General features: G+C 73.3%; 23 protein-coding genes, 1 pseudogene and 1 riboswitch. Of the genes and pseudogenes, 23 read left to right on the top strand and 1 reads right to left on the bottom strand.

Annotation, left to right across the window (positions count from 1 at the left end):
- The first annotated feature begins 2 nt into the window (after window positions 1-2).
- The 23 genes and pseudogenes from pyrF (at window position 3) to A6R01_RS03145 (ending at window position 19262) form a co-directional block, all read left to right on the top strand.
- Window positions 3-881: an orotidine-5'-phosphate decarboxylase gene (pyrF, locus tag A6R01_RS03255; RefSeq protein ID WP_292603521.1), complete on the top strand. Its 879-nt coding sequence runs from the start codon at window positions 3-5 to the stop codon at window positions 879-881.
- On the top strand, window positions 878-1333 hold the full coding sequence (locus A6R01_RS03250; protein ID WP_292603519.1) for a hypothetical protein: 456 nt from the start codon (window positions 878-880) through the stop codon (window positions 1331-1333). Before pyrF ends, A6R01_RS03250 begins: the two co-directional genes overlap by 4 nt.
- Before the next feature lie 154 nt (window positions 1334-1487).
- On the top strand, window positions 1488-1811 hold the full coding sequence (gene mihF, locus A6R01_RS03245; protein WP_292603517.1) for an integration host factor, actinobacterial type: 324 nt from the start codon (window positions 1488-1490) through the stop codon (window positions 1809-1811).
- Complete coding sequence (gene gmk / locus A6R01_RS03240) at window positions 1808-2446, top strand: guanylate kinase (RefSeq protein ID WP_292603515.1); 639 nt, start codon at window positions 1808-1810, stop codon at window positions 2444-2446. The genes mihF and gmk overlap by 4 nt, the downstream gene beginning before the upstream one ends.
- 14 nt (window positions 2447-2460) lie before the next feature.
- Window positions 2461-2790, top strand: a complete 330-nt coding sequence (rpoZ, locus tag A6R01_RS03235; RefSeq protein ID WP_179531295.1) for a DNA-directed RNA polymerase subunit omega — start codon at window positions 2461-2463, stop codon at window positions 2788-2790.
- Between the two features lie 115 nt (window positions 2791-2905).
- A complete protein-coding gene (coaBC, locus tag A6R01_RS03230; RefSeq protein ID WP_292603547.1) occupies window positions 2906-4114 on the top strand; it encodes a bifunctional phosphopantothenoylcysteine decarboxylase/phosphopantothenate--cysteine ligase CoaBC in 1209 nt (402 codons plus the stop codon).
- Window positions 4115-4124: 10 nt separating this feature from the next.
- Window positions 4125-5324: a methionine adenosyltransferase gene (metK, locus tag A6R01_RS03225; protein ID WP_292603513.1), complete on the top strand. Its 1200-nt coding sequence runs from the start codon at window positions 4125-4127 to the stop codon at window positions 5322-5324.
- A 99-nt stretch (window positions 5325-5423) separates the two neighbouring features.
- Entirely contained in the window at window positions 5424-7469 is a 2046-nt protein-coding gene (locus A6R01_RS03220) for a primosomal protein N' (RefSeq protein WP_292603511.1), read from the top strand.
- 112 nt (window positions 7470-7581) lie between these two features.
- Window positions 7582-8127, top strand: coding sequence for a peptide deformylase (gene def / locus A6R01_RS03215; protein ID WP_292603509.1), 546 nt, complete (start codon window positions 7582-7584; stop codon window positions 8125-8127).
- Window positions 8128-8129: 2 nt separating this feature from the next.
- Entirely contained in the window at window positions 8130-9053 is a 924-nt protein-coding gene (fmt, locus tag A6R01_RS03210; RefSeq protein WP_292603507.1) for a methionyl-tRNA formyltransferase, read from the top strand.
- A 3-nt stretch (window positions 9054-9056) separates the two neighbouring features.
- Complete coding sequence (locus A6R01_RS03205; protein WP_292603505.1) at window positions 9057-10394, top strand: transcription antitermination factor NusB; 1338 nt, start codon at window positions 9057-9059, stop codon at window positions 10392-10394.
- A 28-nt stretch (window positions 10395-10422) separates the two neighbouring features.
- Window positions 10423-10845: a hypothetical protein gene (locus tag A6R01_RS03200; RefSeq protein ID WP_292603503.1), complete on the top strand. Its 423-nt coding sequence runs from the start codon at window positions 10423-10425 to the stop codon at window positions 10843-10845.
- A 19-nt stretch (window positions 10846-10864) separates the two neighbouring features.
- A complete protein-coding gene (gene ligD, locus A6R01_RS03195; protein WP_292603501.1) occupies window positions 10865-11839 on the top strand; it encodes a non-homologous end-joining DNA ligase in 975 nt (324 codons plus the stop codon).
- Window positions 11839-12270, top strand: coding sequence for a hypothetical protein (locus tag A6R01_RS03190; RefSeq protein ID WP_292603499.1), 432 nt, complete (start codon window positions 11839-11841; stop codon window positions 12268-12270). The genes ligD and A6R01_RS03190 overlap by 1 nt, the downstream gene beginning before the upstream one ends.
- 56 nt (window positions 12271-12326) lie before the next feature.
- On the top strand, window positions 12327-12989 hold the full coding sequence (rpe, locus tag A6R01_RS03185; protein WP_292603497.1) for a ribulose-phosphate 3-epimerase: 663 nt from the start codon (window positions 12327-12329) through the stop codon (window positions 12987-12989).
- Window positions 12990-13219: 230 nt separating this feature from the next.
- Window positions 13220-13759 carry a hypothetical protein gene (locus tag A6R01_RS03180; RefSeq protein WP_292603495.1) on the top strand — a complete coding sequence of 180 codons (540 nt, stop codon included), beginning with the start codon at window positions 13220-13222 and terminating at the stop codon, window positions 13757-13759.
- Window positions 13760-13833: 74 nt separating this feature from the next.
- Window positions 13834-13980, top strand: a riboswitch (FMN riboswitch).
- An 83-nt stretch (window positions 13981-14063) separates the two neighbouring features.
- Window positions 14064-14957: pseudogene (gene ribD / locus A6R01_RS03175) on the top strand (bifunctional diaminohydroxyphosphoribosylaminopyrimidine deaminase/5-amino-6-(5-phosphoribosylamino)uracil reductase RibD); the annotation flags it as partial.
- A gap of 101 nt (window positions 14958-15058) precedes the next feature.
- Window positions 15059-15694 (top strand): riboflavin synthase, encoded by a 636-nt coding sequence (locus tag A6R01_RS03170; protein WP_292603493.1) that lies wholly within the window; start codon window positions 15059-15061, stop codon window positions 15692-15694.
- The gene (locus tag A6R01_RS03165) at window positions 15691-17028 is read left to right on the top strand and encodes a bifunctional 3,4-dihydroxy-2-butanone-4-phosphate synthase/GTP cyclohydrolase II (RefSeq protein WP_292603491.1); all 1338 of its coding nucleotides are present in this window, start codon (window positions 15691-15693) and stop codon (window positions 17026-17028) included. Before A6R01_RS03170 ends, A6R01_RS03165 begins: the two co-directional genes overlap by 4 nt.
- A 1-nt stretch (window position 17029) precedes the next feature.
- A complete protein-coding gene (ribH, locus tag A6R01_RS03160; protein WP_292603489.1) occupies window positions 17030-17506 on the top strand; it encodes a 6,7-dimethyl-8-ribityllumazine synthase in 477 nt (158 codons plus the stop codon).
- A gap of 143 nt (window positions 17507-17649) precedes the next feature.
- Complete coding sequence (locus A6R01_RS03155; protein ID WP_179531284.1) at window positions 17650-17913, top strand: phosphoribosyl-ATP diphosphatase; 264 nt, start codon at window positions 17650-17652, stop codon at window positions 17911-17913.
- 10 nt (window positions 17914-17923) lie between these two features.
- Window positions 17924-18814: an ATP phosphoribosyltransferase gene (gene hisG / locus A6R01_RS03150; protein ID WP_292603487.1), complete on the top strand. Its 891-nt coding sequence runs from the start codon at window positions 17924-17926 to the stop codon at window positions 18812-18814.
- Window positions 18798-19262, top strand: coding sequence for a PH domain-containing protein (locus tag A6R01_RS03145; RefSeq protein ID WP_292603485.1), 465 nt, complete (start codon window positions 18798-18800; stop codon window positions 19260-19262). The genes hisG and A6R01_RS03145 overlap by 17 nt, the downstream gene beginning before the upstream one ends.
- Here A6R01_RS03145 and A6R01_RS03140 read toward each other — a convergent pair.
- Window positions 19243-19662, bottom strand: coding sequence for a 4-amino-4-deoxy-L-arabinose transferase (locus A6R01_RS03140; protein ID WP_292603483.1), 420 nt, complete (start codon window positions 19660-19662; stop codon window positions 19243-19245). The two genes, A6R01_RS03145 and A6R01_RS03140, sit on opposite strands and share 20 nt — an antisense overlap.
- Between the last annotated feature and the right edge of the window lies 1 nt (window position 19663).

Here is a 19663-nt window from a genome sequence, read left to right as displayed (position 1 = left end):
CGATGACCACGGACACGACCACGGACACCCCTGAGGACCGCCCCACCCCGTTCGGAGCCCGGCTGCACGCAGCGGTCGAGCGGCGCGGCGCCTTCTGCGTCGGCATCGACCCTCACGCGGCGCTGCTGCACGACTGGGGCCTGCCCGACGACGTCTCCGGGCTCGAGCGCTTCGCCCTCACCGTCGTCGAGGCCGTCGCGCCGCTGTGCTCGGTGGTCAAGCCGCAGTCGGCGTTCTACGAGCGCTTCGGCTCCCGCGGCGTCGCGGTGCTCGAGCGGGTCGTCGCGGAGTCCCGTGCCGCCGGCGCCCTGGTGCTGCTCGACGTCAAGCGCGGCGACATCGGCTCGACCTCGCAGGCCTACGCCGACGCCTACCTCGACCCGACCTCGCCGCTGGCCTCCGACGCCATCACCGCCAGCCCCTACCTCGGCTTCGGGTCGCTCGACCCGATGGTCGAGACCGCCGAGCGGCACGGCGCCGGGGTCTTCGTGCTCGCGCTGACGTCGAACAAGGAGGGCCCGGAGGTCCAGCACGCGCTCACCGACGACCACGGAGGGAGTGCCCCGGGGGAGCGCGTCGCCGACCGCGTGCTCTCGCACCTGGCCCGCCTCAACGAGGGCGCCGAGCCGCTGGGCTCCTTCGGCGCGGTCGTGGGCGCCACCATCGGCTCGACCACCGCCGACCTGGCGTTCAACGGCCCGGTGCTCGCACCCGGCTTCGGTGCCCAGGGTGGCACCGTCGCCGACATCGCGCGGATCTTCGGCACGCAGGCTCGGCACGTGCTGCCGAGCTCCTCGCGCGAGGTCCTGCGGCTCGGCCCCGACGCCGGCGCCATGGCCGACGCCGTACGCCGCACCAACGAGGCGCTGGCCGACCTGTGACCCGACCGCTGCCCGTGCTGCTCGGGCTCACCGTCGCCGCGCCCCTCCTGCTGGGGCTCGGCGGCTGCTCGTCGGACCCCTACGAGACCTACTGCGAGCGGGTCGAGGAGCACCAGGCGGCGCTGGGAGAGGCCGTCGCCGCCGGGGGTCCGGACGCCCTGCTCGACGTGCTGGCCGAGCTGCGGGACCTGCGCGACGCGGCGCCGTCCGACATCGCCGACGAGTGGCAGCAGGTGGTGGGCCGGCTCGAGGCGCTGCAGCGCGCGCTGGACGACGCCGGTGTCGACCCGGCGGACTACGACCGCGACGACCCGCCGGAGGGGCTGGACCCCGCCGATCGCACCGCGATCGATGCCGCCGCGCGGGAGCTGGTGCGCCCGGAGACGGCCCAGTCGATGGCGTCGGTGGAGACCCAGGCCCGGGACGTGTGCCAGACGCCGTTGTACCTCTGACCCCCCAGCACAGCACGCCGCAGAGCGCTGGACCACGGGACCGTCGAGTGGCGGGACGTTTGCCGGGCTCTGAGAGTTCTGACTAGATTGCCCACTTCAGGCCCACCCCATCTCGTGCTCCCATCTCGCACTCGCAGTCGAAGGACGACCACCTGTGGCACTCCCACCACTCACTCCCGAACAGCGTCAGGCGGCACTCGAGAAGGCCGCAGCGTCTCGACGGGAGCGGGCCGAGGTGAAGAACCGCCTCAAGAACTCCGGCGCTTCCATCGTCGAGGTGCTCCACGAGGGTCAGACCAACGAGGTCATCGGCAAGATGAAGGTCGTCGACCTGCTCCAGTCGATGCCGGGCCTGGGCAAGGTCCGCGCCCGCCAGGTGATGGAGCGGCTCGGCATCGCCGAGAGCCGGCGGGTCCGCGGGCTCGGCACCAAGCAGGTCGCCGCCCTCGAGAAGGAGTTCGGCGGCACCTCGGCGTGAGCGCCCCGAACCACCCCGAGCAGCAGCGCCGCAGCCGGCTGGTCGTGCTGGCCGGCCCCACGGCCGTCGGCAAGGGCACCGTCGCGGCTGCCGTGCGCGACTCGCACCCCGACGTGTGGATCTCGGTCTCCGCGACGACGCGCGCGCCGCGACCCGGCGAGGTCGACGGGGTCCACTACCACTTCGTCTCCGACGACGAGTTCGACCGGATGGTCGCCGACGACGACCTGCTGGAGTGGGCGGTCGTGCACAAGGCGGCCCGCTACGGCACGCCGCGCGGTCCGGTCGAGCAGGCGCTGCGCGCCGGACGACCCTCCATGCTCGAGATCGACCTGCAGGGGGCGCGTCAGGTGCGTCGCACCATGCCCGACGCGCTGTTCGTGTTCCTCAAGCCCCCGTCGTGGGACGAGCTGGTCCGCCGGCTGGTCGGCCGGGGCACCGAGACCGAGGAGGAGCGCGAGCGGCGCCTGGTCACCGCACGCGAGGAGCTGGCCGCCGAGCCGGAGTTCGACGTGACCATCGTCAACCACGAAGTTCGTGCCGCCGCCGACGACTTGGTAACCTTGATGATGCTCGACCCCGAGGCCGCCGTCCCGGCGCCCCGCGGGTCCACATCTTTGTCCAACGACTCGTGAGGAACGCCAGACCTGTGTCTGCTCCCAACATCGCCGCCGAGGGCGTCACCAACCCCTCGATCGACGACCTGCTGACCAAGACGGACAGCAAGTACCAGCTGGTCCTCTACGGCGCCAAGCGCGCCCGACAGATCAACGCCTACTACTCCCAGCTCGGCGAGGGCCTGCTGGAGTACGTCGGTCCGCTCGTGGAGACCCACGTGCAGGAGAAGCCGCTCTCGATCGCGCTGCGCGAGATCAACGAGGACCTCCTGACCTGCGAGCACGTCGACCCCGCCGAACTCGCCGCCGAGGAGGCCGCCGCCCAGGCCGCCGCCGCGGACGCTGCGACCGGTCTGGAGTGACGCTCCGCCTGTGACGGAGCCACGCACCACCGCTGAGGCCGCTTCCCCGACGGGGGAGCGGCTCTCTGCGATTTCTGAGGGCGCTCCCCACGACGTCGCGGCCGACCGGCCCCGCGTGGTGCTGGGCGTGGGCGGCGGCATCGCGGCGTACAAAGCCTGCGAGCTGCTGCGCCGCTTCACCGAGTCCGGCCACGACGTCACCGTCGTGCCGACCGCCTCGGCCCTGCAGTTCGTGGGGGCGCCCACGTGGTCGGCGCTGTCCGGCAAGCCGGTCAGCGACCAGGTCTGGGATCGCGTCCACGAGGTGCCGCACGTGCGCATCGGTCAGCAGGCCGACCTCGTCGTCGTGGCCCCCACCACCGCCGACCTGCTGGCCAAGGCCGCGCACGGCCTGGCCGACGACCTGCTCACCAACACCCTGCTCACGGCCCGCTGCCCGGTCGTCCTGGTGCCGGCGATGCACACCGAGATGTGGGAGCACCCCGCCACTCGCGCCAACGTCGCCACCCTGCGCGAGCGCGGCGTCCTGGTCGTCGAGCCCGCCGAGGGTCGACTGACCGGCGCCGACACCGGCAAGGGCCGGCTGCCCGAGCCCGCGGAGGTCTTCGCGTTCTGCCGCGAGGTCCTCGAGCGTGACGGCGAGACCGGTCGTGACCTCGAGGGACGCCGCGTCGTGGTGAGCGCCGGTGGCACGCGGGAGTACCTCGACCCGGTGCGCTTCCTCGGCAACCGCTCCTCGGGGCTGCAGGGCTACGCCCTGGCCCGGGCCGCGGCCAGCCGCGGCGCCAAGGTCACGCTGGTGGCCGCCAACACCGCGCTCGCCGACCCGGCCGGGGTCGACGTCGTGCCCGTGGAGACCACCGCCGAGCTGCGCGAGGCCGTCCTGACGGCCGCGGCCGGTGCCGATGCGGTCGTGATGGCAGCCGCCCCTGCCGACTTCCGCCCGCTCGCGCGCAGCGACGCCAAGATCAAGAAGGCCGAGGACGGCTCGGCCCCGGCCATCGAGCTGGAGCAGAACCCCGACATCCTGCGCGAGCTGGCCGCCGAGCGCTCCGTGGCCGGCCAGGTGGTCGTCGGGTTCGCCGCCGAGACCGGCGACGCCACCGGCTCGGTCCTCGACCTGGCCCGCGCCAAGCTCGCCCGCAAGGGCTGCGACCTGCTCGTGGTCAACGACGTCAGCGGGGGAGCGGTCTTCGGCAGCCCCGACAACGAGGCCGTGATCCTCGAGGCCGACGGGTCCTACGTCGAGGTCCCGCACGGCTCCAAGGGCGCCCTCGCCCACGCCATCTGGGACTGCGTCACCGCACGTTGGGCCGCCGTCTAGGCTGTCCCGCATGACGGGACGCCTGTTCACCTCCGAGTCCGTGACCGAGGGTCACCCGGACAAGATCGCCGACCAGATCAGCGACGCTGTCCTCGACGAGATGCTGCGCCAGGACGCGCACTCGCGGGTCGCCGTCGAGACGCTGCTGACCACGGGACTGGTGGTGGTGGCTGGCGAGGTGACCACGACCGGCTACGTCGACATCAAGTCGATCGTGCGTCAGAAGATCCTCGACATCGGCTACGACCACTCCGACAAGGGCTTCGACGGCACGACCTGCGGCGTCATGGTCGCGATCGGCGGCCAGTCCGGTGACATCGCCCAGGGCGTCGACACCGGCTACGAGTCGCGCCTGGAGGAGTCCGTCGACGCGATGGACAAGCAGGGCGCCGGTGACCAGGGGCTGATGTTCGGCTACGCCTGCGACGACACCCCCGAGCTGATGCCGCTGCCGATCAAGATCGCCCAGACGCTCTCGGAGCGGCTCACGGCGGTCCGCAAGGACGGCACGCTGCCCTACCTGCGTCCCGACGGGAAGACCCAGGTCACCATCGAGTACGACGACCAGGCCCGCGCGGTCCGCGTCGACACCGTGGTGCTCTCCACCCAGCACGAGGCCGGCATCGACCTCGACACCCGCCTGCAGCCCGACATCGCCAAGCACGTCATCGCCCCGGTGCTCGAGCAGTTCGACATCGACTCCGACGGCTACCGCCTGCTGGTGAACCCGACCGGCACGTTCGTGGTCGGTGGTCCGATGGGTGACGCCGGTCTGACCGGGCGCAAGATCATCGTCGACACCTACGGCGGCATGGCCCGTCACGGTGGTGGCGCGTTCTCGGGCAAGGACCCCTCGAAGGTCGACCGCTCCGCGGCGTACGCGATGCGCTGGGTGGCCAAGAACGTCGTGGCCGCGGGCCTGGCCCGCCGCTGCGAGGTGCAGGTCGCCTACGCGATCGGCAAGGCGCAGCCCGTGGGTGTGTTCGTGGAGACCTTCGGCACCGGCACGGTGGCCGACGAGAAGATCCAGGCCGCGGTGCTCGAGGTCTTCGACCTGCGTCCGGCCGCGATCATCCACGACCTCGACCTGCTGCGGCCGATCTACGCCAAGACCGCCGCCTACGGCCACTTCGGTCGCGAGCTGCCCGACTTCACCTGGGAGCGCACCGACCGCGCCGAGGCCCTCAAGGCCGCCGTCTCCGCCGGCTGAGACCGCACAACCCGTCGAGCCGGCGTATCAATACGCCGGTTCGACGTGCCTGCCGGCAGCGGGTCGGGGGACGTCGGTGAGGGCTGGTAGAACTCGCCCATGCCCAGCACGCCCGAGGACCAGCCCGAGCTGATCCCAGGCATGGTGCGCTCGAGCGTCAAGCAGGCCCAGGCGAAGGCGCGCGCCACCCGGGAGCGCAAGGCCGCCGGCGCCACGATCACCGACGTCGACCCCGTGGCCCGGGTGCTGCTCGACCTCCCGCTGGCCCACCTCGACCGGCCCTTCGACTTCTCGGTGCCGGAGACGATGGCGCAGGCCGCCCAGCCGGGCGTGCGGGTCAAGGTCCGCTTCGCCGGCCAGGAGGCCGACGGGTTCGTCCTGCAGCGGCTCGCCGAGAGCGACCACCCCGGTCCGCTCCAGCCGCTGCGCCGCGTCGTCAGCCCCGAGCAGGTGCTGACCCCCGAGGTGCTGGGGCTGGTGGGCGAGGTCGCCACGAGGTACGCCGGCACCCGCGACGACGTGCTCCGGCTGGCCGTCCCGCCGCGGCACGCCACGACCGAGCAGGAGCCGCCGGGCGAGCCCGCCGGCGTCGTGCCTCGCGACCCTGCGGCGGCAGCCGCCGCCTGGGCCGACCACCCGCTGGCGGGTGCCTGGTTGTCGCACCTGCGCGAGGGCGCCGCACCCCGCGCGGTGTGGAACCCACCGCCCTCGGCGGACTGGCCGCGGCTGGTGGCGGAGGCGGCCCTGAGCGCACCCGGCGGCGTGGTCGTCTGCGTCCCGGACGGGAAGGACGTCGAGCGGGTCGACGCCGCGCTGCGCGCGACGGGGGAGCCCGAGCAGCACGCCGTGCTCACCGCCGACTCCGGCCCGGCCGCGCGCTACCGCTCCTTCCTGCGGTTGCTGCGCGGCGAGCGCCGCATCGCCGTCGGAACCCGGGCGGCTGCGTTCGCCCCCGTGCGCGACCTGGCGCTCGTGGTCGTCTGGGACGACGGCGACGACCTGCACGCCGAGCCCCGGGCGCCCTACCCCCACACCCGCGAGACCCTGCTGCTGCGCGCCGACCGTGCGGGGGCGGCCGTGCTCGTGGGCGGGTTCTCGCGCAGCGTCGAGTGCCACCACCTCGTGCACAGCGGGTGGGCCCACGAGCTCACAGCGCCGCGCGAGGTCCTGCGCCGCTCGGTGACCACCGCCGTCGCGGGCGCGACCGAGCACGACCTCGCCCGTGACACCGCCGCCCGTGCCGCGCGCATCCCCAAGCAGGTGCACGACCTGCTCCGGGAGGCCGCGCAGGAGGGGCCGGTGCTGGTGCAGAACCCCCGCCACGGCTACGTTCCCGCGCTGGCCTGCGAGCGCTGCCGCACCCCCGCCCGGTGCTCGGCCTGCACGGGCCCGCTGCGACTGGGCTCGCCGACCGAGCCACCCGCCTGCCGCTGGTGCGGCGAGGCGGCGCCGGCCTGGGCGTGCCCCGAGTGCGGGCACCGTGGGCTGCGTGCTCCGGTCATCGGGCAGTCCCGCACCGCCGAGGAGATCGGTCGTGCCCTGCCGCGGGTGCGGGTGCGCACCTCCGCCCGCGACGGCGTCCTCGCCCACATCGACGGGCGTCCGCAGGTCGTGGTGGCCACGCCGGGCGCCGAGCCGGTCGCGGAGGGCGGCTACGCCGCGGTCGTGCTGCTCGACACCTGGCTGCTGCTCTCGCGGCCCGACCTGCGCACCGAGGAGGAGGCCTTGCGTCGCTGGGCCAACGCCGTCGCCCTCGTCCGGCCCGGCGGTCGTGCGCTGGTCGTGGGCGACCCGACCCATCCCGCCGTGCAGGCGCTGGTGCGCTGGGACGTCGCCGGGTACGCCGCTCGCGAGGCATCGAGTCGCGTGGAGGCCCACCTGCCCCCGGCGACCCGGCTCGCGACCCTCACCGGGGCCCCCGGTGCACTGGACGACGCGCTCACCCTGCTCGACGTCCCGGAGCCGGTGGAGGTCCTGGGTCCGGTCGACGTCGCCGACGGCCCGGGGGAGCGCCAGCGGGTCGTCGTCCGCGTCCCCCGCGCCCACGGGTCCCGCCTCTCGGCCTCCCTCGGCGAGCTCCAGCGACTCCGCTCCGCGCGCAAGCTCGACCCCGTCCGCATCCAGGTCGACCCGCCCACCCTCTGACCGCCGAGAGGTCGCTGGCGCACGGCCGAGAGGTCGCTGGCGCACGGCCCAGAGGTCACTCGCGCACGCCGGAGTTCGGAGTGCCCCACCCGGCGCACCTACACTCCGGCCCATGGCAGTCCAGCCGATCCGCCTCTTCGGTGACCCGATCCTGCGCAAGCCGGCCATCGAGGTCGTCGACTTCGACAAGGAGCTGCGCCGTCTGGTGCAGGACCTCACCGACACCATGCTCGCCGCACCCGGAGCCGGTCTCGCCGCGCCGCAGATCGGCGTCGGCCTCCGGGTCTTCACCTGGAACGTCGAGGGCGAGGTCGGCCACCTGGTCAACCCGACGCTGGAGCTCTCGGAGGAGCAGCAGGACGGTCTCGAGGGCTGCCTGTCGATCCCCGAGCTGACCTTCGAGTGCCTGCGTGCGCTGTCGGTGGTCGCCAACGGTTTCGACATGCACGGCGAGCCGGTCACCATCCACGGCAGTGACTACCTGGCTCGGGCGATCCAGCACGAGACCGACCACCTCGACGGCGTGCTGTTCGTCGACCGGCTCGACGAGCAGACCCGCAAGGCCGCCATGAAGGAGATCCGCGAGGCGGAGTGGTTCGGTGCCGCTCCGCCGACCGTGAAGCTCTCCCCGCACCCGATGAGAGGACTGGGCATCTAGTCATGCGCGTCGTGTTCGCCGGCACCCCCGAGGTCGCCGTCCCCGCCCTGGACGCCATCGCCGAGTCCCGCCACGAGCTGGTCGGCGTCGTCACCCGCCCCGACGCGCCCGCCGGCCGGGGCCGCAAGCTGGTCGCCAGCCCCGTGGCGCAGCGCGCCGAGGAGCTCGGCGTCCCGCTGCTCAAGCCCGAGCACCCGCGCGACCCGGAGTTCCAGGAGGCGCTGAAGCAGCTGCGCCCCGACTGCTGCCCCGTCGTCGCGTACGGCGCCCTCCTGCCCCAGTCCGCGCTGGACATCCCGCCCCACGGCTGGGTCAACCTGCACTTCTCCTGCCTGCCCGCGTGGCGCGGCGCCGCCCCGGTGCAGCACTCGATCTGGGCGGGCGACGAGGTCACCGGCGCGACGACCTTCCGCATCGTCAAGGCGATGGACGCCGGTCCGACCTTCGGGGTGATGACCGAGCGGATCCGCGAGACCGACACCGCCGGCGACCTGCTCACCCGCCTCGCCGAGGGCGGCGCCGGTCTGCTGGTGACCACGCTCGACGGCATCGAGGACGGCGTGCTCGTCCCGCGCGAGCAGCCCGAGGAGGGCGTCTCGATGGCCCCCAAGATCCTCGTCGAGGACGCCAGGATCGACTGGACCGAGCCGGCCCAGGCCGTCGACCGGCGCATCCGCGCCTGCACGCCGTTCCCCGGCGCCTGGTCCACCTTCGAGGGCGAGCGCATCAAGATCGGCCCGGTCACCCAGGCCGCCTCGAACCTCGAGCCCGGCGAGATCGCCGTCGGCAAGAACCACGTCCTCGTCGGCACCGGCACCTCCGCGGTGCGCCTCGGCGAGGTCAAGGCGTTCGGCAAGAAGCTGATGTCGGCGGCCGACTGGGCCCGGGGCGCGCGCCTGGAGGACGGCGCGCGGCTGGGCGACTGAGAGGTGACCGACCCGGCCCGGCAGGCGGCGCTCGAGGTCCTCACCGCGGTCCGCGAGCAGGACGCCTACACCAACCTGGTGCTCCCGGCGGTCCTGCGCCGCCACGGGCTGACCGGCCGCGACGCCGGCCTGGTGACCGAGCTCGCCTCCGGCACCGTACGCCGGCAAGGCACCTACGACGCGGTCCTGGCCGCCTGCGTGGACCGGCCACTGCGCCGGCTCTCACCCGACGTCCTGGACGTGCTGCGCTTGGGCACCCACCAGCTGCTGGCGACGCGCGTGCCGCCGCATGCGGCGATCGACACCTCCGTCGAGCTGGCCCGCTCCGTCGCTGGTAGCCGTCCCGCGGGGCTGGTCAACGCCGTGCTGCGCAAGGTCTCCGAACTCGACCTGGAGGGTTGGCTGGCCGAGGTGGCCCCGCCGCGCGAGTCCGGGAGCGACCAGCACGACGCGGTCGTGCACAGCCACCCCGCGTGGGTGGTGGCCGAGCTGCGCAAGGCCGTCGGGGCCGACGAGGTCCAGGCCCTGCTCGCCGCCGACAACGACCCGCCCCGGGTGACCCTGGTCGCGCGGCCGGGGCTGGCGACACGCGACGAGCTGCCCGGGGAGGCGACGCGGCTCTCCCCGCACGGGGTCGTGCTCGACGGGGGTGACCCCGGGAGCGTCCCCGCGGTGGCCGAGGGCCGAGCCGGGGTGCAGGACGAGGGCTCCCAGCTGGTCGCGCTCGCCCTGGCGGGCGCCGACCTCGACGGGGACGACCGGCGCTGGGCCGACTGGTGCGCCGGCCCCGGTGGCAAGAGCGCGCTGCTGGCGGCGCTCGCCGCGCAGCAGGGAGCCGCCCTCCTGGCCGTCGAGCGCGCCCACCACCGCGCCGGGCTCGTGCGCCGCAACCTGGCGACCAGCCCAGCGTCGTACCTCGTGGTGACGGGGGACGGCACCCGCCCGCCGGTGCGACCCGGCAGCCTCGACCGGGTGCTGGTCGACGCGCCGTGCAGCGGTCTGGGGGCGCTGCGGCGTCGTCCGGAGGCGCGCTGGCGCCGCAGTCGTAACGATCTGCGGGGCCTGGTGCCGCTGCAGCGCAGCCTCCTCGACAGCGCGATCACGTCGACGCGTCCGGGCGGAGTGGTGCTCTACGCGACCTGCTCGCCGGCGCTGTCGGAGACCGGGGGAGTCGTCTCCAAGGTGCTCGAGCAGCGCGACGACGTCGAGCTCGTGGACCTGCGTCCGGTGCTGAGCCAGGTCGAGGACTGCGACGGCCCGCTCGAGGGCACGCTCCAGCTCTGGCCGCATCGGCACGGGACCGATGCGATGTTCATGGCGCTGCTGCGCCGCAAGGGCTGAGGACGCTGAGGACGCTGAGGACGCCGCGATGACCGACGAGCACCCGAGCACCACGACGCGCACGAGCCGACCCGGCGGGGTGCTCGTCCTGCTGCTCCTCGTGCTCGCGCTGGCCGCCGCCCTGCTGTGGGCCCGCCCGTGGCGCCCGGCGGTCGAGGCCGTCTCCACCGGGGAGGTGTCCTGCGCGTGGGACGACGGCGCCGCGGTGGTCCGGGTGCCGGTGCGCGTCGAGGGTCGCGGCGACGTCCCGGTGATGGTCCGCGCGTTCGTGCACCGGGTGCGCGACCCTCGCACCCAGCCCTACGTCGCGACGGTGGACACCGAGGTCGCTGCCGGCAGCCGCCGGGTGGTCGAGCTGAGCATCCCGATGACCCGTCGCGAGTGGCGCGAGGGTCGTGCGGCCTGCAGCGTCGCCGTCGCGGTCGGCGAGGACCCGCCTCCTCTTCCCTGAGGCCCACTACGCTCGCGGCATGCCCTCGAAGCCGCCCGCCGTCGAGATCGAGGTCGACGACAAGGTGGTGCGGGTCTCCAACCCCGACCGGGTCTACTTCCCGGAGTCGGGGGCCACGAAGCTCGACCTCGTCGAGTACTACCTGGCCGTCGGCCCGGGCATCGTGAACGCGCTCTACGAGCGCCCGTGCATGCTGCACCGCTTCCCCAAGGGCCTCGCGGGCGACAAGGTCCACCAGAAGCGGGTGCCGGCCGGCGCGCCCGACTGGATCGACACCGTCGAGCTGCAGTTCCCGCGCTGGAACCGCACCGCCGACGAGCTCTGCGTCACCGAGCTCGCCCAGGTGATCTGGGCGGTGCAGATGTCGACCGTCGAGTTCCACCCCTGGAACAGCCGGCGCGCCGACACCGAGAGACCCGACGAGTGGCGCATCGACCTCGACCCCGGCCCGGACTGCGACTACGCCGCGGTCCAGCGGGTCGCCCACGTCGTCCACGAGGTGCTCGACGAGCTGGGCGTCGAGGGGTTCCCCAAGACGAGCGGCTCCAAGGGGCTGCACGTCTACGTGCGCATCCGCCCCGACCACGGCTTCCAGGACGTACGCCGCGGGGCGCTCGCCTTCGCCCGTGAGGTCGAGCGGCGCAGCGACGACGTGACCACCACGTGGTGGAAGAAGGACCGCGACCCCTCGCAGGTCTTCGTCGACTACAACCAGAACGCCCGCGACCACACCATCGCCGCGGCGTACTCCGTCCGCGGGCTGCCCGACGCGCGGGTCTCCACCCCGATCCGCTGGGCCGAGGTCGATGACGCCGACCCCCGCGACTTCACGATCTTCACCGTGCCGCAGCGCTTCGCTGAGCTGGGCGACCTGCACGAGCGGATCGACGAGAGAGCCTGGGACATCACGCCGCTGCTGGAGTGGGCCGACCGAGACGAGGCCGAGGGCGCGGATCCCCCGGCCGGGCCCGAGGGACCGGGGGAGAGCGACTGATGCGCGGCACCTGGGACGACGTCAACCGCCGCCTCGCCGGCGCGATCCTCGCGCTCGACCTCGACGACGTGCTGGTCGTCGCCGAGCAGGTCGAGCAGCCCCGCAAGGCCTTCTTCAGGAAGCAGGCGCCCACCCCGCCGCACCGGTGGGCCTCGGTGACCGCCGCCCGCACAGCACTGATCGCCGAGGTCGTCGGCTCGACCAGCTTCGGCGGCGAGTGGGACACCGCCGCCGAGGTCGAGGCCCTCCTGACGAAGCAGGGCTGGCAGAAGCCGTGGTCGCCCGACCTGAGCGCGTGGATGCGCGAGGCCCCGCTGCAGAAGGCGCCGGTCATCGCCCTGGCGATCGTCCGTGCGCTCCAGGCGCTGGGCTGCGAGGTCGCCGACCTCGAGGTCACCCTGCGCCGTGAGGAGTCGGCACCCGAGGTGTGAGGAGCGCCCCGGGCTGGGGCGGGGGAGTGAGCGACGATCTGGGAGGATGACCGCTCGTGGGTATCCAGATCACGCCGAGCATCCTCAACGCCGACTTCGCCGCCCTCGGGGCCGAGGTGGCCCGCATCCCCAGCGCCGACTGGATCCACGTGGACGTCATGGACAACCACTTCGTCCCCAACCTCACCTTCGGGCCGACGATGGTCGAGGCGCTGGCCCGCTCCACCGACATCCCGCTGGACGCGCACCTGATGATCGCCGACGCCGACCGGCACGCCCCGACGTACGTCGAGGCCGGCTGTGCCTCGGTGACCTTCCACGTCGAGGCGGCGGCTGCGCCGGTCCGCCTGGCCCGCGAGATCCGCGCTGCCGGCGGTCGCGCGTCGATGGCGCTCAAGCCGGCCACCCCGGTCGAGCCGTACGAGGACATGCTCGGCGAGCTCGACATGCTGCTCCTGATGACCGTCGAGCCCGGCTTCGGCGGCCAGAAGTTCCTCGACCTCGTGCTGCCCAAGATCCGCCGTGCCCGGGCCCTGATGGACAAGCACGGCGTCGAGACCTGGCTCCAGGTCGACGGGGGAGTCTCGCTGGAGACAATCGAGCGCTGCGCCGAGGCCGGTGCCGACACCTTCGTTGCCGGCTCCGCCGTGTTCTCCGCCGACGACCCCGACGCCATGGTCAACGCCCTGCGCGCGAAGGCGTCCGACTCGCGCGACTGACCGCGGCATCCTGCCCTCGGCCCGTCGCCCGTCGCCCGTGGGGTGCCGATCAGCTTGGACGGACGTCCGTTCATAGGGCCGGCAGCACCCGTGAGCGGACGTCCGTCCAAGAGACCCGGTCACCACCCTGGACGGACGTCCGTCCAACCGGAGACCACCCCCCTGAGGGGCACCCGGCTGGCTGTGGATGACCACCGCCCGCGAACGCACATCCGTGGTGGCATGGACACATGCCGAAACGCACCGATGTCGACGGACGCGCGTTCGGCCTGCTGGGCGTCTCCGAGCTGATCCTGGAGGAGCGCGGCCCACGCGGGCTGTCGCTGCGTGCCATCGCGGGCCGCATGCGGATGAGCCTGGGTTCGTTGTGCGACCACTACGGTTCGAGGCGGCGCCTCATGCACCTCATGTGCCAGATGGCGTCGCAGGCCTGGGTGAAGGATCTTCGGTGCCAGGTGGTGGACCGTGGGGCCCAGGGGTTCCTGCCGGCCGACGATGACGGCGTCCTGGCCGCCCGGCTGTGGGCCTCGTGGGTGGAGCTGAGCCGATCGGACCCTGAGCTACGTGGCACCGTCGGGGACATGCGCCTCGAGGAGCGCGCCATCCTCGCCGAGGCCACCGGTGAGCGCGACGACGACGTCCTGGACACGTGGCTCGCCATCGCCGACGGGTTGCGTTACCGCATCATCGCGCCGGTGGATCCGCTGGACCGCGATCGGGCCCACTGGCTCTGGGCCCACGCGGTCGGCGACCACGCCGAGGCGGCCTGAGGGGCGACGTGACCACGGTCACCGGGAACAAACGCCGAGCGCTGTGGTTGACTACCGCAGACGAGTGAACATGCTCGCGTGCTCTGGGGGCGGTGAAATTCCGCACCGGCGGTGAGTGGCCGAGAGGCCGCGCAGCCCGCGACCCGGTGACAGCCAGTCACCGGTGGACCAGGTGAGATTCCTGGGCCGACGGTCAAAGTCCGGATGAGAAGCGCACGCAGCGGCAGGTCACCCGCGCGCCGTCGCGAGACGGCCGCGAGCGCCCGCCGTCCCCCAGGGTCCGCGACCGGACCGAGGACGAGCGATGAGCGACCAGGGCACCCCCACGTGGACCGCCGCCGAGGAGACCGCCATGCGGCGCGCCCTCGAGCTCGCAGCCACCCCGGGCGTGCCCACCGGCCCCAACCCCCGCGTCGGCTGCGTCCTGCTCGACGACGACGGCCGCACCGTGGCCGAGGGGTTCCACCGCGGTGCGGGCTCGGCGCACGCCGAGGTCGACGCCCTCACCGCTGCCGGTGACCGCGCCCGAGGCGCCACCGCCGTGGTCACCCTCGAGCCCTGCAACCACACCGGCCGCACCGGCCCCTGCGCCCAGGCGCTGATCGCTGCCGGCGTACGCCGCGTGGTGCACGCCCAGCGCGACCCCAACCCCGACGCCGCAGGCGGCGCGGAGACCCTGCGGGTGGCCGGCATCGAGGTCGTCGACGGGTTGCTCGCCGACGACGCCCACGCCCTCAACCGGGTCTGGACCTTCGCGGTCGAGACCGGCCGCCCCTTCGTCACCTGGAAGTTCGCCACCACCCTCGACGGTCGCAGCGCGGCCGCCGACGGCACCAGCCGCTGGGTCTCCGGCACCGCCGCGCGGCGCGACACCCACCGGCTCCGGGCGCTCGTCGACACGATGCTCGTCGGCACCAACACCGTCGAGGTCGACGACCCGCAGCTGACCGTGCGCGACGCCCACGACCGGCCGCTGCCGCACCAGCCGCTGCGCGCCGTCATGGGCCTGCGCGACCTCGCCCCCGATCGCCGCGTCCTCGACGACCAGGCGGAGACGGTGCACCTGCGCACCCGCGACCCGCACCTGGCGCTGCAGGCGCTGCGCGAGCGCGACCGCCAGCACGTCTTCCTCGAGGGCGGCCCGACCCTGGCCGCTGCCTTCGTGCACGAGGGCCTGGTCGACGAGGTCGTCGTCTACGTCGCGCCCTTAGCCGAATGTCCGGCTCCCCCTCGTGCCGCCCTCGTCGGTCGAGGTGCGAGCGCAGCGAGCCACGAGACCCCACCGAGAGGACCACTGACATGTTCACCGGCATCGTCGAGGAGCTCGGCACCGTCGAGTCCGTCGAGGACCAGGGCGACGCGATCCGCCTCACCGTCCGCGCCACCACCGTGCTGGAGGGCACCGGCCTGGGCGACAGCATCGCCGTCAACGGCTGCTGCCTGACCGTCGCCACCCGCACCGACGACACGTGGACCGCCGACGTCATGCAGGAGACGCTCGACAGGACCAGCCTGCACGGCGTCGCCCCCGGCGACACCGTCAACCTCGAGCGGGCCGTCACCGCCGACAAGCGTCTCGGCGGCCACATCGTGCAGGGCCACGTCGACGGTGTCGGCACCGTCCTGGCCCGCACCCCCAGCGAGCACTGGGAGGTCGTCGAGGTCGCGATGCCCGAGGAGATGGGCCGCTACCTCGTCGACAAGGGCTCCATCACCGTCGACGGCGTCAGCCTCACCGTCGTCGAGGCACGCCCCACGAGCTTCACCGTGAGCCTCATCCCCGAGACGCTCGCGCGCACCACCCTCGGTCACCGGCAGGTCGGCGACCGGGTCAACCTCGAGACCGACGTGATCGCCAAGCACGTCGCCAAGCTCGTCGCGGCCTACCTCCCCACGGCGGCCGGCGAGCAGCACAGCAAGGAGCAGCAGGCATGAGCACCATCGACGGCGCCAAGGACGGCCACGAGGCCGACGCGCCCCACGACAACCCCACCCTGCGGACCATCCGCCTCGACACCGTCGAGCGCGCGCTCGAGGACATCGCCGCCGGGAAGGCCGTGGTCGTGGTCGACGACGAGGACCGCGAGAACGAGGGCGACATCATCTTCGCCGCCTCCAAGGCGACCCCCGAGCTGATGGCCTGGACGATCCGCCACTCCAGCGGCGTCATCTGCGTGCCGATGCCCGGCGAGATGCTCGACCGCCTCGAGATCCCGCTGATGACCCCGCACAACAAGGACGCCTACCGCACGGCGTACACGCTCTCGGTCGACGCCCGCGACGGGGTCTCCACCGGCATCTCCGCCGCCGACCGTGCCCGCACCGCCCGCGTGCTCGCCGACTCCGCGACCGAGCCGTGGGAGATCACCCGCCCCGGACACGTCTTCCCGCTGCGCTACCGCGAGGGCGGTGTCCTCGTACGCCGCGGGCACACCGAAGCCGCCGTGGACCTGGCCCGGATGGCCGGCCTGACGCCGGCCGGCGTGCTGGTCGAGGTCGTCAACGACGACGGCACCATGAAGCGCGGCCCGGAGCTGCGCGAGTTCGCCGACGAGCACGGGCTGGCGATGATCAGCATCGAGGACCTCGTCCGCTACCGCCGTCGCCACGAGAACCTCGTGGAGCGCAGGGCGGTCACCCGGCTGCCCACGCGGGCGGGGGAGTTCACGGCCTTCGGCTACCGCATCACCGTCGACGGGTCCGAGCACATCGCCCTGGTGCACGGCGACCCCGAGTCGCTGCGCGACGGCGCGCCGGTGCTCACCCGGGTGCACTCGGAGTGCCTCACCGGCGACGTCTTCGGCAGCCACCGCTGCGACTGCGGACCACAGCTCGAGGAGGCGCTGGAGCGGGTCGTGGAGGAGGGCCGCGGCGTCGTCATCTACCTGCGTGGCCACGAGGGCCGCGGCATCGGCCTGCTGGCCAAGCTGCAGGCCTACCAGCTCCAGGACGGCGGCCGCGACACCGTGGACGCCAACCTCGAGCTCGGCCTGCCCGCTGACGCCCGGCACTACGGCACGGCCACCCAGGTCCTGCGCGACCTCGGTGTCGAGCAGGTGCGGCTGATGACCAACAACCCGGACAAGATCAGCAACCTCGAGGACTTCGGCATCACCGTCACCGAGCGGGTGCCGCTCACGCCGCACCCCAACGACCACAACCTCGCCTACCTGCTGACCAAGCGCGACCGGATGGGCCACGTGCTGCCCGGCCTGGCCGACGAGCCGCACCACCGCGACAACGACGAGCTGATCAAGGACGGAGCCTGAGATGGCCGGACACGGAGCCCCCACCACCGAGCCGGTCGACTGCAGCGACCTGCGCGTCGCGGTCGTCGCCGCCTCCTGGCACACCGAGGTCATGGACGGCCTGCTGGCCGGCACCCGGCGCGCCCTGGAGGCGCACGGCGTCGCCGAGCACCGTCTCGAGCGGGTGCCGGGCACCTTCGAGCTGCCGGTCGTGGCCTCGGCGCTTGCCGGCAAGGGCTACGACGCGGTCGTCGCCCTCGGCGTCGTCATCCGCGGCGGCACCCCGCACTTCGAGTACGTCTGCTCCGCGGCCACCGACGGCCTGACGCGCGTCGCGCTGGACCACACCGTCGCGATCGGCTTCGGCGTCCTCACCTGCGACACCGACGAGCAGGCCTTCGACCGGGCCGGCCTGGAGGGGTCGAAGGAGGACAAGGGCTACGAGGCCACCTCGGCCGCCCTGCTGACGGCCCGCTCGATCAAGCAGATCCGCGGCTGACCACGACCGGCGGGCTCGACCACGACGTCCTGCAGGGAATCCGACCCGATCTCCTGCAGGACGTCGTGGTCCGCCTCACGTACGCCGTCCCACGAGGCACGCGGATATCGGGGCGTGCCGCGTGAGCGCCTAGGCTCTGAGCCGTGAAGACGTTCGACGAGCTCTGGTCCGAGCTCAGCGAGAAGGCGCGTACCCGTCCCGACGGTTCCGGCACCGTCAAGCAGCTCGACGCCGGCGTCCATGCGATCGGCAAGAAGCTGGTCGAGGAGGCCGCCGAGTCGTGGATGGCCGCCGAGCACGAGGGCCGCGAGCGGGCGGCCGAGGAGATCAGCCAGCTGCTCTACCACGCCCAGTGCCTGATGCTCGCCAGCGGCATCGAGCTCGACGACGTCTACGCCCACCTCTGAGAGGTCACCCATGACTGCCCTCACGCCCGGCACCACGACCGGCGACACCGACCAGCGGCTGCTCCGGGTCGCCGTCCCCAACAAGGGGTCGCTCTCGGAGTCGGCCACCGAGATGCTGCGCGAGTCCGGCTACCGCCAGCGCAGCGACTCCAAGCAGCTGACCCTCGTCGACGCCGAGAACGGCGTCGAGTTCTTCTACCTCCGCCCCCGCGACATCGCGCTGTACGTCGGTGAGGGCACCCTCGACGTCGGCGTCACCGGCCGCGACCTGCTCGCCGACTCCGGGGCCAAGGCCGAGGAGGCCCTGCAGCTTAGCTTCGGGCGCAGCCGCTTCCACTTCGCCGGTCCCGCCGGTCGGTTCTCCGACGTCGCCGACCTCGCCGGCATGCGGATCGCCACGTCGTACGTCGGCGTCGTCCGCGCCTTCCTCGAGGAGCGCGGCATCGAGGCGACCGTCGTCCGGCTCGACGGGGCGGTCGAGACCAGCATCCAGCTCGGCGTGGCCGACGCCATCGCCGACGTCGTGGAGACCGGCTCGACGCTGCGCCGCGCCGGCCTGGAGGTCTTCGGCGAGGTGATCCTGGAGTCCGAGGCGGTGCTCATCACCCGCAGCGGCGAGGCCCCGGCCGGGCTGGAGGTCTTCCGCCGCCGGCTCGAGGGCGTCCTGGTCGCCCGCAGCTACGTGATGATGGACTACGACATCCCGACCGAGCAGGTCGAGGCCGCGGTCGAGCTGACGCCGGGCATCGAGAGCCCGACGGTCGCGCCCCTGCACAAGGAGGGCTGGTCCGCGGTCCGGGCGATGGTCCCCAGGGACGGCGCCCAGCGGCTGATGGACGAGCTGTACGGCCTCGGCGCCCGCGGCATCCTCCTCACCGACATCCATGCCTGCCGCCTCTGAGCCCGCGGCCCAGGTCCCGGCCCTGCCGGTGACCTGGCGCCCGCTGGGCCCCCGGATCGTCGGCGCCGTCCTCGGCGTCGGGCTGCTCGTCGTGTTCGCAGCCGCGTGGCTCTCCTTCGACCAGGAGACCCAGGACAGCTTCACCGGCCTGCAGATCTTCACGGTGCTCGCCGTCGCCGGGCTGGGCTTCGCCTGCCTCAACGCCCTGATGCGCTCGCGGGTCGTGGCCACCCCCGAGGCGCTGGTGGTGGTCAACGGCTACCGCCGCCGCGTGCTCGCGTGGGAGCAGGTCGTCGCGGTGCGTCTCCCTCCCGGGGCGCCGTGGGTCACCCTCGACCTCGCCGACGGCACCACCTGCTCGGCCATGGGCATCCAGGGGTCGGACGGGTCCCGGTCGGCCACGGCCGCCAGGCAGCTGCGCGCGCTGGTCAACCAGCCTCGGGACTGACCGCCACGTCCGTCGTGTCGAGGCGCAGGTCGGCCCGGTCACGGGTCCGGTCCCGGGCGAGCACCTCGCCCTCGGACGCGGCCCACGCCTCCCAGTGCGGGGCGAAGTCGTCGCCGTCGCGCGCCAGGGCCCGCTCGCGACGCAGCGCCAGCGGCGCCTCCAGCCACACCAGCAGCGTGCTCAGCGCGTCGTACGTCGGGTGGCCGGACCCCACACCCTCGAGCACCAGCAGCGGCACGGGCGGCACCTCCACGGTGCGGCGGTAGCGACCCAGTCGCCAGTCGTAGACGCGGTACCGGCCGGGACGACCCTCGGCGAGTGGCGGCAGCAGCGTGGCCAGCTGGGTGTGCACCTCGGGCAGGCCGTCCCACCCGTCGTACATCGCGTCCATGTGCAGCACC

The sequence above is a fragment of the Nocardioides sp. REDSEA-S30_B4 genome (assembly GCF_001627265.1).
Classification (GTDB): Bacteria; Actinomycetota; Actinomycetes; order Propionibacteriales; family Nocardioidaceae; genus Nocardioides.
The sequence above is the reverse complement of the archived record's forward strand: the minus strand, read 5'-3'. Positions and strand labels throughout refer to the sequence as shown.

Excerpts from the sequence above, each read along its gene's own strand:
- pyrF (WP_292603521.1), top strand. The coding sequence starts at position 3 with ATGACCACGGACACGACCACGGACACCCCTGAGGACCGCCCCACCCCG.
- metK (WP_292603513.1), top strand. The coding sequence starts at position 4,125 with ATGACGGGACGCCTGTTCACCTCCGAGTCCGTGACCGAGGGTCACCCG.
- A6R01_RS03220 (WP_292603511.1), top strand. The coding sequence starts at position 5,424 with ATGCCCAGCACGCCCGAGGACCAGCCCGAGCTGATCCCAGGCATGGTG.
- def (WP_292603509.1), top strand. The coding sequence starts at position 7,582 with ATGGCAGTCCAGCCGATCCGCCTCTTCGGTGACCCGATCCTGCGCAAG.
- fmt (WP_292603507.1), top strand. The coding sequence starts at position 8,130 with ATGCGCGTCGTGTTCGCCGGCACCCCCGAGGTCGCCGTCCCCGCCCTG.
- A6R01_RS03200 (WP_292603503.1), top strand. The coding sequence starts at position 10,423 with ATGACCGACGAGCACCCGAGCACCACGACGCGCACGAGCCGACCCGGC.
- ligD (WP_292603501.1), top strand. The coding sequence starts at position 10,865 with ATGCCCTCGAAGCCGCCCGCCGTCGAGATCGAGGTCGACGACAAGGTG.
- A6R01_RS03190 (WP_292603499.1), top strand. The coding sequence starts at position 11,839 with ATGCGCGGCACCTGGGACGACGTCAACCGCCGCCTCGCCGGCGCGATC.
- A6R01_RS03180 (WP_292603495.1), top strand. The coding sequence starts at position 13,220 with ATGCCGAAACGCACCGATGTCGACGGACGCGCGTTCGGCCTGCTGGGC.
- A6R01_RS03170 (WP_292603493.1), top strand. The coding sequence starts at position 15,059 with ATGTTCACCGGCATCGTCGAGGAGCTCGGCACCGTCGAGTCCGTCGAG.
- A6R01_RS03165 (WP_292603491.1), top strand. The coding sequence starts at position 15,691 with ATGAGCACCATCGACGGCGCCAAGGACGGCCACGAGGCCGACGCGCCC.
- ribH (WP_292603489.1), top strand. The coding sequence starts at position 17,030 with ATGGCCGGACACGGAGCCCCCACCACCGAGCCGGTCGACTGCAGCGAC.
- hisG (WP_292603487.1), top strand. The coding sequence starts at position 17,924 with ATGACTGCCCTCACGCCCGGCACCACGACCGGCGACACCGACCAGCGG.
- A6R01_RS03145 (WP_292603485.1), top strand. The coding sequence starts at position 18,798 with ATGCCTGCCGCCTCTGAGCCCGCGGCCCAGGTCCCGGCCCTGCCGGTG.